This is a genomic window from Niameybacter massiliensis (assembly GCF_001282685.1).
GTDB classification, from domain to species: Bacteria; Bacillota; Clostridia; order Lachnospirales; family Cellulosilyticaceae; genus Holtiella; species Holtiella tumoricola.
Genome location: NZ_LN875030.1, coordinates 108,443 through 125,000 on the forward strand (window position 1 = coordinate 108,443; position 16,558 = coordinate 125,000).

Genomic DNA, 16,558 nt, shown 5'->3' on the forward strand with positions numbered 1-16,558 from the left:
GTATGTTAAGTGCACTTATTGGTAGGCAGAAAAAGTATGCTAGGACGAAGACTACTCAAGCTAAGCCAGAGGTCCCTAAAGGAATGTATACTAAGTGTCCTCAATGTAAGAAAAATATCTATGTAATTGATCTTATATCAAATATTGGAGTGTGTCCAAGTTGTAGTAATCATTTACCTATTTCACCAAATGGAAGAATTAGTAAATTAATAGATTTAGAAACCTTTGAAGAATTTGATAAAGATATGACCAGTGCAAATCCAATGGACTTTGAAGGTTATGAAGATAAGATTAAAACTACTATGAAAAAAGTAGAACAAAAAGAAGCTGTTATAACAGGAAAAGGCATGATTAAAGGAATTGAAACAGTTATAGCAGTTATGGATCCTAGATTTATTATGGGAAGTATGGGGTCTGTAGTAGGTGAGAAGATTACACGTGCTATTGAATACGCAACGGATCATAAATTACCTATTATTATTTTTTCAGCTTCTGGTGGAGCAAGAATGCAAGAAGGAATTTTTTCTTTAATGCAAATGGCAAAAACCAGTGCGGCACTTGCTAGGCACGATGATGCAGGTCTTCTTTTTATTAGCGTATTAACTAATCCAACAACAGGTGGCGTTACAGCAAGTTTTGCTATGCTAGGTGATATTATTATTTCAGAACCGAATGCACTAGTTGGATTTGCAGGTCCACGTGTTATTGAGCAAACGATTAAACAGAAACTCCCACAAGGGTTTCAAAGAGCAGAATTCTTGCTTGAACACGGGATGATTGACTGCATTGTAGAAAGAAAGAACATGAGGGAAGAACTCTATACACTCCTTAAACTGCATATAAAGGAGGTAAGTAATGGAGGATACTAAAAAGTTAGAACACTTAAAGAAGATGATAGATGATCTTAAATCAGTAGGTAATGATATAGATGTAGCAGAAGAAATTAGGCGTTTAGAAACCCTTTCTACAAAATTAGAAAGAGAAATTATTGATAATTATACTGCATGGGATAAAGTTCAGATCGCAAGAATGATGGATAGACCAAGAAGTATGTATTATATCAATCAATTTGTTACAGATTTTGTAGAGCTACATGGTGATAGAAGTTTTAAAGATGATCAAGCGATTATCGGTGGTATTGGTAAGATTGGTGAGCATGTTGTAACCATTATTGCTCAAAACAAAGGAAAGAATGCTAAAGAAAATATCGAAAGAAATTTTGGTATGCCTCATCCAGAAGGATATCGTAAAGCTTTAAGATTAATGAAACAAGCTGAAAAATTCCATAGACCAGTAGTATGTTTGATTGATACACCAGGAGCATACTGTGGCTTAGGTGCAGAAGAACGTGGTCAAGGTGAAGCTATAGCTAGAAATTTAATGGAAATGGCACGATTAAAAACGCCTATAATTGCAGGTGTTATTGGAGAAGGTGGAAGTGGTGGTGCGCTTGCACTTGGTGTAGCGGATAGGGTATTTATGCAAGAAAATACAACCTACTCCATTCTCTCACCAGAAGGCTTTGCGAGCATCTTATGGAAAGATAGTAGTAAAGCTAGGGAAGCTGCTGAGATGATGAAGATTACAGCAGTAGACCTTCTAGAAAGTCAAATCATAGATAATATTGTGAATGAACCATTAGGAGGAGCTCATAAAGCACCAGAAGAAGCAGCTAAAATGTTAGAAACCTATTTAATAAGTCAGCTTGATGAACTTAACCGAATAAATGAAGAGGACTTAGTAAATCAACGTTATGAACGTTTTAGAAAGTATGGGACATTTTTTGAATAGAAAATTATTATAAGGGATTGCTAACAGACTTTAGAGATGTAGTAATCTCTATTTTTTATGAAAGAAAGCATAAGACTTATCCATTCCGACAAGACTCTAAATAAGTAGATGTATTGTAAACGTTAGATCAAAATGGAATAGGAGTAGTCAAAGTGAATAATAGATGTTATTTTGAAGGATGGTATTTTAAGTGCAATACACAGGAGAATACAATTGTATTCATTGTAGGTAAGGCTAGGGAGAAAGGTGAAGAAGCATTTATCCAGGTAATTAGAAATGGAGATTCTAAGAGTTATTATATTCCTTATGACATCAAGACATTTAGCTATCAAGAAAGTCCTTTTAGTTTACGGATAGGCAATAGTATTTTTACTGAAGACTATATATATCTAAATATTAGTGGTTCTATTAATATTAAAGGAATTATCTATTTTGATAGCTTTACTAGATTACCTAAGAAAATATTACAAAAGGGATTAATGGGACCGTTTGGATATATACCTTTTATGGAGTGCTATCATGATGTACTTTCTATGGGACATAACCTATGGGGGAAGCTATTAATTAACGATAACCTTATGAACTTTGAAAATGGAAAAGGTTATATTGAGAGGGATTGGGGAAATAGTTTCCCTAAAAGCTATCTCTGGATGCAATGTAATCATTTTACTCAATCATCTTTATCAGTTATGCTAGCGATAGCGGATATTCCATTTTTAGCATGTAATTTCAGAGGATTTTTATGCGTTATAAGTATAGAGGATGAAACAAGAATTTTTGCAACCTATACAGGAGCAAGAATTGAACAGATAACAAAGGAAGAAGATAGTATAGAAGTATGTATTAGACAGGGTAAAGAAATTATACGAATAAAAACTTATTATGATAAGGGACATATGCTAAAAGCACCGAATAAAGGTGCCATGAAAGGAACTGTGTATGAAGTATTAGATGGAAAAATGGAACTTCAGATGTACTATAATGAACAGTTAAAGGCGGAGCTAAGGGGTGAACAGGCAGCGTTCGAAAGAGTAGGTAAGGTAGAAGATATTAGACATAAAATCAGTTTATAAAGCATATAAATAGGTGAATAGGAATGTTTCGTGTAATTGGGGGTGCCTATATGAGCCTAAAAAAGCAACTTATCAAAAATTATTTAAAGATGCAGTTAGTAAGTAGTGACCCGGGGATATTAAAGATAAAGGTAAATAACTTACCTAAACTAAATGAAGACTATTTACAGTTTGCACCTTATATATATGAATTTCTAAAATTAAAACAAGGTATTAATGAGATACAACCAGATTTTACTTCCGGAGTTGTAACGATTTATTATGATTCTTTTATGCAGCCACAAGAGATTATTACATGGATTAATACAGTTATAGATGTTGCAATTGATCAAATGGATTATATAGCTGCAAATTGGGAAACAAATCAAGCAGAAGTAATTAATACTCTTAAAAAGATATTAATAGGAAAGATGTTTCAATGATTTAGGAATAAAAAATTAAAAAATAGGTTATGACAGAGATAGATAGCTTTGTTATAACCTTTTTTAATGAGGAAAGTCATAATAAATGCTTTAAGAATAAAGTCATTTTATAGTATAATGAAATCAATATAATTAGAAGGAGAAAATCAATGAAAATAATAGGTATTATTGGAGCAATGGAAGAGGAAGTAATATCACTTCGTAGAAAAATGGAACTTAAAGAGGTTCATCAAATAGCAGGGATGGAATTCTATGAAGGTACAATGAAAGATGTACAAGTTATTGTAGTAAGATGCGGTATCGGCAAAGTAAATGCTGCTGTATGTACACAAATTTTAATAGATAGATTTAATCCAACTTACATCATTAATACAGGAGTTGCAGGTGGACTTCATCCAGAAGTAAATATTGGAGATGTAGTTATATCAAGTGATACAGTAGAACATGATATGGATACAACAGCTTTTGGAGATCCTAAAGGTGTTATTCCAAGAATGGATAATTCATTCTTTGAAGCAGATAACCAATTAGTAGAATTAGCAAAAGATGCAGCTAATGAAGTACTTAAAGAACATAAAGTTTGGGTAGGACGCATTGCTAGTGGTGACCAATTTGTAGCAAGTATTAAAGTAAAACAAGATATTTATACAACATTTACAGCATACTGTGCAGAAATGGAAGGTGCAGCAATTGCACATACTTGTTATTTAAATAAAATTCCATTTGTTGTAATTCGTGCGATTTCAGATAAAGCAAATAGTGGTGCAGAAATGAATTTTGAGGAATTTGTTAATTTAGCTGCACGTAATGCAAGTAAGATGATAGAAAGCATTGTAACAAAAGTTGGATAGAATTGTGTATACAACGTACTTGTGCTAATGTAAAAAAATGGTATAATATAGTTAAGTATAATTAAGTGGGGGTATATATGATAGGGGTATTGTTTGGGATAAATGCTTTACTAGCTTTAATTGTTACATTTACAACGCGTATGCTTCAAAATCATTTTGAAAAAATTAATAAGAGTATTCAGGTCTATCTTAATCCTAAGGCCTATAAAACAGAAAGTGAAATAGATTTTATACGTAATTTAATTGATAAGTACCAACGTGTTTTTGAAGCTCAAAATGGAGAGAACATTGAAGTAGAAACAATGGTTCAAAATGCCTTTTATGAGAAGAGAATAGGTAGATTTTCATATATTACGATACAAAATATTGCACTTAAAAGTAAGCTTGTTATGTGGGGAGTCTTAAGTATACAAGTATTTATAGAGATTTTGAGTAAATCACCTGGAAGTTCTATTAAGAATTTTATCTTTATTATTGCAAGTACAATTTTATGCTTAATCATTTCCTTAATGGGGGTTATTAAAAATATTGTTGAAGAAAGAGAACAACTTTTTATTAAGATTCAAGATTTTATGATTAATACTTATCCAAGTGAAATGAAATGGAAAGATAAACAAAAAGATGTTAAGGCACTACTTGCAAGGATAGAGGAATTAGAGGCAGAGTTAGAACAATATCATATGGGAAATGAAAAGCTTCCTCAAGCGACCCAGATAAATGAAGAAGACATTAAGATATTACTTAGCAAAATAGATTTATAAAGCATTCTCTAAAAAGAGAATGCTTTTTTGTATGAAAAAATATTATCTCCATAAAATAAGTAGGAGTTTAAATGATGGTATTCAAAAAAGGTTATTGCATAAATATTTATGCAATATTATGTGGAGTAACGTGCAAAAGTCTTTTTTAAATGAAAATTCTATTACATTTATTGGAATATTAAAGATTATAGGTTATAATAGGGTTTGGAAAAAAGGCAGACTAAATAGAGACTTCACAAGTAGATGCCTTAATTAAGGAGGATGAAGATGAGTAAAATCACTTTAGATTATTCTAAAACAGGTATTAATAAGCATGAAGTAGAGTTTTTTGAGGCACAAGTAAAATTAGCACATGAGATGCTACACAATAAAACAGGAGTTGGAAACGATTTCTTAGGATGGATTGACCTTCCTGCAGATTATGACAAAGCAGAATTTGAAAGAATTCAACAAGCAGCAGAAAAAATCAAAAATGATTCAGATGTATTAATCGTTATTGGTATTGGTGGTTCTTACTTAGGTGCTAGAGCTTGTATTGAAGCTTTATCTCATACATTCTATAATAGCTTATCTAAAGAACAAAGAAAAACACCAGCAGTTTATTTTGTAGGAAATAACATTTCTGGTACATACCTTAAAAACTTATTAGATGTTTGTGAAGGTAAAGAAGTTAGTGTTAATGTTATTTCAAAATCAGGTACAACAACAGAGCCAGCTATTGCATTTAGAGTATTTAAAAAATATATGGAAGAAAGATACGGTAAAGAAGCAGCTAAAGAACGTATCTATGCTACAACAGACGCAGCTAGAGGTGCTCTTCTTACATTAGCAAAAGAAGAAGGTTATGAAACATTTGTTATTCCAGATGATGTAGGCGGTAGATTCTCAGTACTTACAGCTGTAGGTCTTTTACCAATTGCTGTTGCAGGTATTGATATTGAAGCTTTAATGCAAGGTGCAGCAGAAGGTAGAAGTGAATATTCAAATGAAAATGTAGCAGAAAATGTTTGCTACCAATATGCAGCAGTAAGAAATGCACTTCTTAGAAAAGGCAAAAACGTTGAGATTCTTGTAAACTATGAACCATGTCTTCAATACTTTGGAGAATGGTGGAAACAACTTTACGCTGAGAGTGAAGGAAAAGATCAAAAAGGTATCTTCCCATCTTCATTAAACTTCTCTACAGACTTACACTCATTAGGTCAATATGTTCAAGATGGTCAAAGATTTTTATTTGAAACAGTTCTTAATGTAGAAAGTCCAAGATTAGATGTAACATTAGAAGAAGAATCAGTAGACTTAGATGGCCTTAACTATTTAGCAGGTCAAACAATGGATTTCGTTAATAAAAAAGCATTTGAAGGTACACTTTTAGCTCACGTAGATGGTGGCGTACCTAATATTGTTGTAAATGTGCCAGAATTAGATGCTTTTACAGTAGGTAAATTAATTTACTTCTTCGAAAAGGCATGTGGTATTAGTGGTTATTTATTAGGTGTAAATCCTTTTGACCAACCAGGTGTAGAAGAATATAAGAAAAATATGTTTGCTTTACTTGGTAAAAAAGGATATGAAGAATTAAGAGAAGTACTTGTAAAAAGAATTAATGATTAATTAAAAGAGAGGTCGCTTTTAGCGACCTCTTTGTTATACAACGAAGTATAGGGTAGGAGTTAGGGAGTATCACTTTAAGTAAAGATTTGATATACTTGAGGAAAAAAGTATACGAGTAGGTGAGAAAATGGATGGACAAACAAGAAGAAAAGAAATGATACGTATGTTATTAGAGGCAACTAAGCCATTAAGTGGGACAGCTTTAGCTAATGCATTTGGAATTAGTAGACAAGTAGTAGTTCAAGATATTGCATTACTTAGAGCAGAAGGATATGATTTATTAGCAACAGCAAGAGGCTATATTCTTAATCAAGAAGCTGGCAATATGGTAAGTAGAGTGGTACTTGTACAACATACTGCAGATCAAATAGAAGACGAATTAAATACTATTGTTGATAATGGTGGAAGAGTTAGAAATGTCATTGTAAGTCATAGTGTATATGGTGATTTAACAGGTGACCTCATGCTAAAAACAAGAAGAGATGTAAAGGGATTTGTAGAAAAAGTAAAGCATAATGAAGCAGCTTTGTTATCTATTTTAACAGCAGGTATGCATATGCATACAATAGAGGCTACAACTGAAGAAGATCTTGATGTAATTGAAGAAGAACTAAAAGAAAAAGGATATCTAGTATAATAATTGACAAGTGTCTTGTCACATGATATGATGACCTCATTATAAGAATAATGGGGGGATTTCTAGATGCGTAGCTTTGTAGATAGATATCTTATTAAAGGACTAGGTGGAATGGCATCAGGGCTATTCTGTACACTGATTATAGGTCTTATTATTAAGCAGGTAGGTCTATTCTTTCCAGATACAGCAATAGGTAATGCTTTATTAGGAATAGCAGGTTTAGCAACTGTACTTACAGGTGTAGGGATTGGTATTGGAACAGCTCACCAATTAGAGGCATCTAAACTTGTACTTTATACGAGTGCTATTAATGGTTTAATAGGTGCTTATGCAACAGGGTTTTTGAATGGAAGCCTCATTGTAGAAGGTAAGGTTATTCTTTCAGGTCCTGGAGATCCGGTAGGCGCCTTTTTAGCAACAGTAATTGGTTTGGAGATAGGAAGGCTTGTGGCTGGAAAAACTAAATTAGATATTTTAGTAACACCAGCTGTAACAATACTAGCAGGTAGTGCAACTGCACTTCTTCTGGGACCTCCTATTTCTAGTTTTATGACAGGACTTGGTAGTATAATAGGTTATGCAACAGAGCTTCAACCATTTTTAATGGGAATAGTTATTTCGGTTCTAATGGGTATGTTCTTAACACTTCCTATTAGTTCAGCAGCGATAGCCATGATGCTGGGCTTATCTGGACTTGCCGCAGGTGCAGCTACTGCAGGTTGTACGGCACAAATGATAGGCTTTGCCGTGATTAGCTATAGAGAAAATAAAGTAGGTGGACTTTTAGCACAAGGATTAGGAACATCAATGCTTCAAGTGCCTAACATTGTACGTAATCCTCGTATTTGGCTACCACCTATTATTGCTAGTGCAATCACTGGTCCTATTGCAACAATGATATTTAAAATGGAAAATGTAGCCGCAGGTGCTGGAATGGGAACGGCAGGACTTGTAGGACCTATATTTACATGGCAAACTATGATTGAGACAACTCCACCTATGGAAGTAGCAATAGCAATTTTACTTGTTCAATTCATTTTGCCAGCGGGTATTAGCCTGCTTGTTTCTGAGATGATGAGAAAAAGAGAGTGGATTAAAATGGGTGATTTACAACTTGAATTATAGGAGTGAAAGAGGCTGTAGAAAACAGCCTCTTTTTGTTGGTAGAGGTAGTATTACAGGTTTGGTTATGTTAAGATAGTAGTACTATTTTATTTGATAGAAGGAGAAAGTATATGTTTGAACAGATAAAGAGTGAATTAAGTGGTGGTAAAAAAATATATATTTTTGAAGTGATTTCTATGATAGGATTTGTTTTACTGCTAACAGTGGGGAGTCAAATTCCGATATTAGCAACTACGATGGTAGGTAATATCATTATGTATGCTTGGATATTTATTAATCTATTAGTAATAGTTATTTATAACGTTCATGAATTTGTTAATATTATTATGAAACAGAAAGTAGTAGAAGGAAATATCATTAGATGTTTACTGATTAAATTTTTATTTTTTGTTTCTCTATTTATGATCAATATTTTCCCTATTACGATGCTTATGTTATTAGCAGGTGGAAGAATGGGAATTGATATGAGTTTGCCAATTTTTGCATTAATGGTAGCACTCTTTATAGTATGTTTAGCTAGAAAAGGTATTCCTTCAACAAAGGCGTTAACCTTTTTAGGAGTACTATGGTTTGTAACTATTTTTAGCGCACTTTATTTTGTATATCCTTTACTTTTTGTAGGTATTACTTCTCTTGTAAAACAAGAAATGATTTCATCAACAATATTAAGTATTGTTTTCTTTGGTGGAGCATTACTCATATTCTATCAAATTATGAACCGTGTAAAAGCTTTTATAGAAGCTAAATAAAAAATAGGCACAAGATATTTTGAAAATATATCTTGTGCCTATTTTTTTATTCGCCATAATATTGGCCTATGCAATGTCTAATGCCTCCAGAAATAATGTCAGCCATTCGCATAACAATGGAAAGGCGAGTATTTTGAAGAACAACCATATTCATAAAGCTACTGAAATTTACAATTCCTGTAATGTGTAAATTTCCAATAGGTTGTAAATCTTTTTGTACCCCAGCACCAGGCCTAATGGCACCTTCCCCGATAGCAATAGAACCCACATTTTGCATGGTGCCAAGGCAAGCATCTATAGCAATGACTAAAGCATTAGGATGACAGAATTGAACTTGTTGTGTTATTTCTTCTAAGTTTTTAGCATGAACAGGTGTGTCTAAGTTTCCATAGACATGCACGCTGTCGAAATCCAAATCTAGTAATTTGTAACCAATTAAAGGACCGAGGCTATCTCCAGTTGCTCTGTCTGTTCCAATACATATAATAACAAGTTCATGATTATGTCTAGGAAGGAGATTGACTAAATGATTATATAATGTATCACAAAAAGTAACGAAATGATTTGGGTCATCGATACTAATATAACGAGGTTTAGTTCTTTTTTGTAAGGTAGAATCCACTAAATATCACCACTTTCATTAGTATTATAGTTTACCAATTAATGGGGAAATTATTTATGTTTTTACACAAAAACCCATAACAATTTATGGTAAAAAATAACCTGTCTTGTTGTGTAAAAAAAGAGGGATAAAAAAATAGAAATCCTCGACAGGAAAGGTTAAATTATTTGATATGTATATAGTATGCTAAGAAAGTACAAAATGGATAAAAATGGAAGAGGTGTACTATGGGAACAATTATTTATGATCCAAAAAAGAAAAAAGGTAAAGAGCCAGAGAACAAACAAGAACAACAAGCAAAGGTAATTTCTGTAGAAGAATTAGCGGCAACAAGTGAGGTATTAGAATCAAATGGACAAGCTGAAGAAAGATATAATGCTTTAATTGAAAATATTGATTCTGTAAGACCTATGGGTGACACAGACTGTGACTATGTAATTTACTTAGAAGACTACGTTTATACATATATTTATCAGTATGCGAATACAGACTTAGCAAGTGAACATTCTGCAGTCATTGTTGGTGAGTACTACCCAGACAGTAAAGAAACTATTATATGTGGTATTATTCCAGTTGATAAAGAATTACTTTCACAAGATGAAGAATGGATTAATGAAGATGTAGTAGCAAACTTAAGAGAAGAACAAGAAAAGTATTTTCCAGGAGCAAGTCTTATCGGGTGGTTACATATGCAACCAGGATATGGCACAATGCTTACAATGAAAGAAGTAAAAGCACATAGAGATGTATTTGAAAAAGAAGGTACTTTATTACTTTTAGTTGACCCTATTAACAAAATCGAAACATTCTATGTATATGAAGATGATACATTAAAAGAACAAAGTGGATACTATTTATATTACGATAAAAATCCTTGTATGCAACAATATATGTTAGATAGACCTTTTATAAGTACTGAAAAAGAAGAGGTTGAAGACAATGTTGTAAATCAATTTAGAGAAATAGGTAAAATTCGTAAGAAAGAGTACGAGCAAAAGAAAAAGATGAATCTTACAGTTATTGCTGCAAGTATAGCTCTTCTTGCACTATCAGCAGTTGTATTAAAGATGAATGATCAAAATGCTAAGATTCAAAACTTACAAAATGAGCTTACACAAGTATCACAAAATACTCAGGGGAATATAGGAAATGCAACAGCTAAACCAGATGAAGAGGCAGAGTTTATCATTAGCCCAGAAGAAACAATAGATGCAGCAACTTCTAATGTAACAATTGTTGATAATTCAGATGCAGAATCTTCTACAGATGAAAATGCTCAAGAAGAAGTAAGTACAGATGAAGTAGTTGATAATGTAGAGCAAGTAAATGTAGAAGAAACTGAAACTGTACAAGTTGATAAGACTGAAGAAGTAGCTGTAACTGAAGAAAAACAAGTAGTAAGTGAAGAAAAGGAAGATAAGGTAGAGAGTGAATCAGAAGAGGCTTCTAATAAAGATTACATGGAATATGTAGTACAAGAAGGAGATTCACTAAGAAAAATTAGCTATGATCATTACAAAACAGAGCTTAGAACTAAAGAAATTATTGCTCTTAATGATTTAGAAAATGGGGATAATATTTATGTAGGTCAAACTTTAAAATTACCAACAGAATAATTCTGTTGGTAATTTTGTTGAATTTTTTGTATAATTATATTAATTTTACTAGGGGGAATAAATATGAAAAAAGAACCATTAAAATGTTTATTTGTTGCATCAGAAGTCGCGCCATATGCTAAAACAGGAGGACTGGCAGATGTAGCCGGAGCATTACCAAAACAATTAAAGGAAAATGGTATAGATGTTAGAGTCGCTATGCCATATTACAAACAAATAGAGAATAAATTCTTTGAACATGAGTCCCATTTTGTAACAAGTTTTGATATGTGGCTTAACTGGAGAAAAGAAGGCGTAGGGATCTACTATGATGATACAATTGTTCCAACATATTTTATAAGAAGTGAGCACTATTTCCATCGTGATGGATTTTACGGAGAATATGATGACTATGAAAGATTTGCCTTTTTCTGTAAAAGTGTTCTTGAAATGTTAAAACATATTGATTTTAAACCAGATATTATTCATTGTAATGACTGGCAAACAGGGCCTATTTGTTTATTGTTAAATCAGAAATATCGTTTAGATCCGTTCTATGAAAAGATAAAATCTGTATTTACCATCCATAATATGAAGTTCCAAGGCATTTTTGGTAAAGAGCAAGTATTAGATGTATTAGAATTAGATGAAGGATATACTTCATCAGAGGCAATAGAGTTTAATGGTGGTATGAGCTTTATGAAGGCGGGGTTATTATACTGCGACCAGATTTCTACAGTAAGTCCAACTTATGCTGAAGAAATTAAAACTTGGGAATATGGATGTGGGCTTAATGAACTTCTAGAAAAGAAACTTTATCATAAAGTATGTGGTATTTTAAATGGAATAGATTATGAAAGATATAATCCACAAACTGATCCTTACATATATGAAAGATACGATGCAGAACATATTGAAAGGCGTAAGCTTAATAAACGTGCATTCCAAAGAGAATATGGACTTGAACAGTCAGATGCTATGATGATTGGTATTATTTCAAGAATTACAGATCAAAAAGGTTTTGATCTTATGAAACAAACACTAGAAAATAAATGGATTATGGATAAAATCATGGACATGGATATCCAATTTGTTTTACTAGGTACAGGTGAGTATGAATATGAGCAGATGTTTAAGTACTTTGAAGAAAAGTATGATAAGAGAGTAAGCATTAATCTCAAGTTTGATGAAGAATTAGCTCAAAAAATCTATGCATCTTCAGATGTATTTTTAATGCCATCTGCATTTGAACCTTGTGGATTAGGTCAAATGATGGCTATGAGATATGGTAGCGTACCTGTTGTAAGACAGACAGGAGGATTAAAAGATACAGTTCTTCATTATAATGAAGAAACTAAAGAAGGAACAGGTTTTGAATTTGTAGATTATTGTGGTTATTGGCTCTTTAAGAAAATAGAGGAAGCATACTACTACTACAAAGAAAAACCAAGTGATTTTAAACAAATTCAAGTTAATGCAATGAATACGTGTTTTTCTTGGCAACATTCAGCTGAAGTGTATGAAGAAATGTATAGACGCATTATGGAGTAAAATACAGAGTAAAGAGGTGCTATATAACACCTCTTTTTTTATATTAGTAACAATCACTTTGAAATTATGAGGGGATGGTGTATGATAAAAATAAAAAAAGCGAGAACATAGGAGGAATGAGGGTGAAGAAGGACAAAAAGCTCATTACAGGTAAACAAACAACCTGGATCCTTTTAGGCGTATTATTTATATGTATTGCAGGTATAGGTATTTTACAATGGGCGAAAGTAAATGAAGGATTGGTATACTATGAATTAGGTGAGACCGTATTCACACATTCAGAACAAAAGAGTGAGTACATAGATGTAAATGCTAATCAAATTATTCGTCTAACATCAGATGGTATAACGGCCTATGATTTAAAGGGTAATGAAGTATGGAATAATGCATTAACATTAGATAAACCTATTGTACGACATAAAGGTAACTATCTTGCTATTGCTAATAAGGATGGAAAAACACTATCAATTTTTAATGAAAAAGGTAAAAGAGGAGAAGTGCAGACTACTAATCCTATTATCTATTTTTCGATAAATTCTAATGGTGATGTTGCTGTTATTGAAAAGACAGAAGATGGACATATTACATCCGGATATAATGCTGGTGGTGAAGGGCTAGGTGTAAAAGGCGTATCTTATATTAAAGATGCAGGATTTCCTATTAGTGCAGAAGTATCTCCAGATAGGCAATTGTTACTTGTAAGCTATGTAGACTTATATAATCCAATTGTAAGTTCAGCATTAAATGCAGTTATTATTAATAAGACAGGGACGGAAGAAGTATTTAATACAAAATACGGAATAGACGATAAGGATAATATTGTCTATGAGATAGAATTTATAACATCAAATATATGGGCTGCTATAGGGGATAGCAAGATAACATTCTATAACTTACAAGGTGAAAAGATAAAAGATATTCCGAACTTCTATCTGAAGTATACACCGTATGTAGATGGGGAACTGAAATCAAGTCAATATTTACCTATTGTAAGTACTGGAAGAGGATCTAGTGCTTCTGCAAATGATCGCTTAACTATATTGAATGGTTCAGGGGATGAGGTCATTAGCCAGGAATTTGATAAGCCAGTAACTTATTTTAATGCTACGGATCGTGGTATTGTAATAGGTCAAGGGCAAAGTTTTACAGGATATAGTAAAACAGGAGAGGTTAAATTTATTTTTGAGGCAAATCAAGATGTAAGTAAAGTATTATACATAGGTAATAAAGTAGTAGCAGTTACTAAAAATGAAGTTAAAGTATTAAATCCTATTAATCAAAGGGGGAATAATTAATGCTTGATTTAATTATTATTGCTATTATTGCTATAACAGCAATAATAGCGGCAAAGGTAGGCTTAATAAGAACAGTTTATCAATTTTTTTCATCAATTCTCGCACTTGTATTAGCATTCTTTATTTATCCGGTGATAGAAACTATTTTAAAACTCACGCCCCTTTATACATCCATCCAAGATGGTGTAAGAAGTATCTTGCCTGAAGTTGGGAATATAGGTTTACAAGGACAAGCTCAGCTTATCCGAGAAAATTTCAATTGGATGCCAGAATTTTTAATTGATAAATTAATAGAAAACAATAACCCAGAAATTTATAATTTATTAGGTGTTTCAACATTAATAGACTATATTGTAACTTCTATAGCTAATATATGTATAATGGCAATTGCACTCCTTGTTTGTTTTGTTGTCATTAAGATTGCTTTAACCATTGGAGTGGGCGTATTAGATTTAGTAGCGAAGCTACCAATCCTAAAAACAGCAAATACCTGGGGTGGTTTTATAGTAGGAATTATAAAAGGAATGCTTATTGTGTGGATTGCATGTTTAATTATTCCATTCCTTATAATGCTTCCACAGTTTTCAGGCTTAGAGGCACTTGTAGAACAATCTTATTTGATGAATTTGTTCTATAATAATAATATTATTTTAGAGATTATTATGAGTTTGAAACTTTAAGAAAGTGTCATATCCGGTAAAAATATAATAGAAAAGATAAAAGCGTAGGAACCTCCTACGCTTTTATCTTTTGGTAGTCAAGCACTTTAGACTCTTACAACTAATATTATAAATTATACTACTATTTACATTAGGGGAGGGTCAAAAGTGGATAACATTATAGAGATGAAAAATATTTATAAGAACTTCTACACAGATGAAGGCGAGATAACGGTTTTGCAAGATGTTAACGTCGCGCTAGAAAGAGGTAAGATCTTAGGAATTTTAGGACCTTCAGGAAGTGGTAAATCAACACTTCTTAATATATTAACCAATTTACTTACGCCTACAAGTGGTGAGGTAAAAATAGAAGGAAAAATAGGATATATGTTTCAAAAAGATCATCTTTTAGAATGGCGAACAATTATGGACAATATTACTATTGGATTAGAAATACAGAGGAAGGTAAATGATGAAGCTTTAAAAAGGATTGAACATTTACTTAAAATGTATGGGATATGGGAGTTTAGAAATAGATATCCTAAGGAATTATCTGGAGGAATGAGGCAAAGGGTAGCTCTTATTAGAACATTAGCCACTGATCCAGATGTACTTCTATTAGATGAACCATTTTCAGCTTTAGATTATCAAACAAGATTAATGGTAAGTGATGATATTTATAAGATTATACGAAAAGAACATAAAGATGCTATTTTAGTTACACATGATATATCAGAAGCTATTTCGATGTGCGATCAAATTGCGGTTTTATCTAAGAGACCTGCAACTGTTAAGAGCCTTTATAACATATCTTTAAGTGTAAAAGATAAAGAAAAAACTCCGCTAGTATGTAGAAAGGCACCAGAGTTTAAAGACTATTTTGATGCACTATGGAAGGAGTTAGATGTTTATGAAGGCGAATAGAGAAACACAGCAACTAAGCATAGGATATGAAAACTATATTAAAGATAAAAAAAGGAAGAAAAGAAACATTATATTAATTCAACTACTTACCATAGTTATTTTTATAATGCTATGGGAGGTATTAGCCAGACTTGGTGTTATTAATACATTTTTATTAAGTAGTCCATCAGCAATTGTAGAGTTATTCATGAAATATCTTTCTGATGGAAGCATTTTCACGCATATTGCAGTATCTGTATGGGAGACTATACTAGGATTTGTCATAGGTACTGTACTAGGGTTAATCGTAGCAATTATGCTATGGTGGTCTCCAACTTTATCTAAAATATCAGATCCTTTTTTAGTTGTATTAAATGCACTTCCTAAAACGGCATTAGCCCCTATTATTATAGTTTGGGCAGGAGCAGGGATTAAAGGTATCGTTGTGATAGCTATTACTATTTCAATTGTAAGTACTATTTTGTCAGGATATAATTACTTCACTAACGTAGAAGAAGAAAAGATACTTATGTTGAAAAGCTTTGGTGCAAATAAGTGGCAAATATTAACTAAACTTATTCTCCCTGCCAATATAGGAAATATTATTAATATCGTAAAGATTAATATTGGCCTATCATGGGTAGGCGTTATAGTAGGAGAATTTTTAGTTTCAAGAAATGGTATTGGTTATCTTATCGTTTATGGTGGTCAAGTATTTAGGTTGGATTTGGTTATGATGGGAGTCGTTGTACTTGCCTTATGCGCATGGATTATGTATGAAGGAATCAACTTAATAGAAAAATTATACTGGGCAAAAAGGTAACAATGGTCAAGGGTTATGATTATGCTATATTAGGGAAGGTAAAAACTACCAATTAGTGAGGTGAATAACTAATGAAGCATATGAAAG

16 protein-coding genes and 1 pseudogene (1 of these 17 only partly in view) are annotated in these 16,558 nt (G+C 32.4%); 16 read left to right on the forward strand and 1 reads right to left on the reverse strand.

From position 1 onward, the window contains the following. The first annotated feature begins 2 nt into the window (after window positions 1–2). The 9 genes and pseudogenes from BN2390_RS22430 to BN2390_RS00905 all read left to right on the forward strand — a co-directional run bounded on the left by BN2390_RS22430 (window position 3) and on the right by BN2390_RS00905 (window position 9,023). Window positions 3–1,791 (forward strand): annotated as a pseudogene (locus BN2390_RS22430) (acetyl-CoA carboxylase carboxyltransferase subunit alpha). Between the two features lie 152 nt (window positions 1,792–1,943). Next, complete coding sequence (locus BN2390_RS00870) at window positions 1,944–2,864, forward strand: tocopherol cyclase family protein (RefSeq protein WP_053982475.1); 921 nt, start codon at window positions 1,944–1,946, stop codon at window positions 2,862–2,864. A gap of 50 nt (window positions 2,865–2,914) precedes the next feature. After that, a complete protein-coding gene (locus BN2390_RS00875) occupies window positions 2,915–3,286 on the forward strand; it encodes a hypothetical protein (protein ID WP_154668745.1) in 372 nt (123 codons plus the stop codon). 149 nt (window positions 3,287–3,435) lie between these two features. Then, the gene (locus BN2390_RS00880) at window positions 3,436–4,137 is read left to right on the forward strand and encodes a 5'-methylthioadenosine/adenosylhomocysteine nucleosidase (protein WP_082238519.1); all 702 of its coding nucleotides are present in this window, start codon (window positions 3,436–3,438) and stop codon (window positions 4,135–4,137) included. A gap of 77 nt (window positions 4,138–4,214) precedes the next feature. Then, the gene (locus BN2390_RS00885) at window positions 4,215–4,898 is read left to right on the forward strand and encodes a hypothetical protein (protein WP_053982477.1); all 684 of its coding nucleotides are present in this window, start codon (window positions 4,215–4,217) and stop codon (window positions 4,896–4,898) included. Window positions 4,899–5,165: 267 nt separating this feature from the next. Beyond that, on the forward strand, window positions 5,166–6,512 hold the full coding sequence (locus tag BN2390_RS00890; protein ID WP_053982478.1) for a glucose-6-phosphate isomerase: 1,347 nt from the start codon (window positions 5,166–5,168) through the stop codon (window positions 6,510–6,512). Window positions 6,513–6,639: 127 nt separating this feature from the next. Next, window positions 6,640–7,149, forward strand: a complete 510-nt coding sequence (locus BN2390_RS00895) for a transcription repressor NadR (protein ID WP_053982479.1) — start codon at window positions 6,640–6,642, stop codon at window positions 7,147–7,149. Between the two features lie 66 nt (window positions 7,150–7,215). Then, the gene (locus BN2390_RS00900; RefSeq protein ID WP_053982480.1) at window positions 7,216–8,274 is read left to right on the forward strand and encodes a PTS sugar transporter subunit IIC; all 1,059 of its coding nucleotides are present in this window, start codon (window positions 7,216–7,218) and stop codon (window positions 8,272–8,274) included. A gap of 110 nt (window positions 8,275–8,384) precedes the next feature. After that, window positions 8,385–9,023: a hypothetical protein gene (locus BN2390_RS00905; protein ID WP_053982481.1), complete on the forward strand. Its 639-nt coding sequence runs from the start codon at window positions 8,385–8,387 to the stop codon at window positions 9,021–9,023. 46 nt (window positions 9,024–9,069) lie between these two features. Here BN2390_RS00905 and yyaC read toward each other — a convergent pair whose 3' ends face one another. Beyond that, window positions 9,070–9,645: a spore protease YyaC gene (yyaC, locus tag BN2390_RS00910; RefSeq protein WP_053982482.1), complete on the reverse strand. Its 576-nt coding sequence runs from the start codon at window positions 9,643–9,645 to the stop codon at window positions 9,070–9,072. 227 nt (window positions 9,646–9,872) lie between these two features. Here yyaC and BN2390_RS00915 point away from each other — a divergent pair, with 227 nt between their 5' ends. From BN2390_RS00915 to BN2390_RS00945, 7 genes are all read left to right on the forward strand, one after another. Then, window positions 9,873–11,261: a LysM peptidoglycan-binding domain-containing protein gene (locus BN2390_RS00915; RefSeq protein WP_053982483.1), complete on the forward strand. Its 1,389-nt coding sequence runs from the start codon at window positions 9,873–9,875 to the stop codon at window positions 11,259–11,261. 63 nt (window positions 11,262–11,324) lie between these two features. Then, the gene (glgA, locus tag BN2390_RS00920) at window positions 11,325–12,791 is read left to right on the forward strand and encodes a glycogen synthase GlgA (protein ID WP_053982484.1); all 1,467 of its coding nucleotides are present in this window, start codon (window positions 11,325–11,327) and stop codon (window positions 12,789–12,791) included. Window positions 12,792–12,913: 122 nt separating this feature from the next. Continuing rightward, entirely contained in the window at window positions 12,914–14,086 is a 1,173-nt protein-coding gene (locus tag BN2390_RS00925) for a DUF5711 family protein (protein WP_053982485.1), read from the forward strand. Next, a complete protein-coding gene (locus tag BN2390_RS00930; RefSeq protein ID WP_053982486.1) occupies window positions 14,086–14,766 on the forward strand; it encodes a CvpA family protein in 681 nt (226 codons plus the stop codon). Before BN2390_RS00925 ends, BN2390_RS00930 begins: the two co-directional genes overlap by 1 nt. A gap of 147 nt (window positions 14,767–14,913) precedes the next feature. After that, a complete protein-coding gene (locus BN2390_RS00935; protein ID WP_154668746.1) occupies window positions 14,914–15,669 on the forward strand; it encodes an ABC transporter ATP-binding protein in 756 nt (251 codons plus the stop codon). After that, window positions 15,656–16,471 carry an ABC transporter permease gene (locus tag BN2390_RS00940; RefSeq protein WP_053982487.1) on the forward strand — a complete coding sequence of 272 codons (816 nt, stop codon included), beginning with the start codon at window positions 15,656–15,658 and terminating at the stop codon, window positions 16,469–16,471. The genes BN2390_RS00935 and BN2390_RS00940 overlap by 14 nt, the downstream gene beginning before the upstream one ends. Window positions 16,472–16,542: 71 nt before the next feature. After that, window positions 16,543–16,558, forward strand: the 5' portion of a protein-coding gene (locus BN2390_RS00945; RefSeq protein ID WP_053982488.1) for an ABC transporter substrate-binding protein. The gene runs 998 nt beyond the window's last position; the window shows 16 of its 1,014 coding nt (coding positions 1–16); its start codon is at window positions 16,543–16,545; its stop codon lies beyond the right edge, outside the window.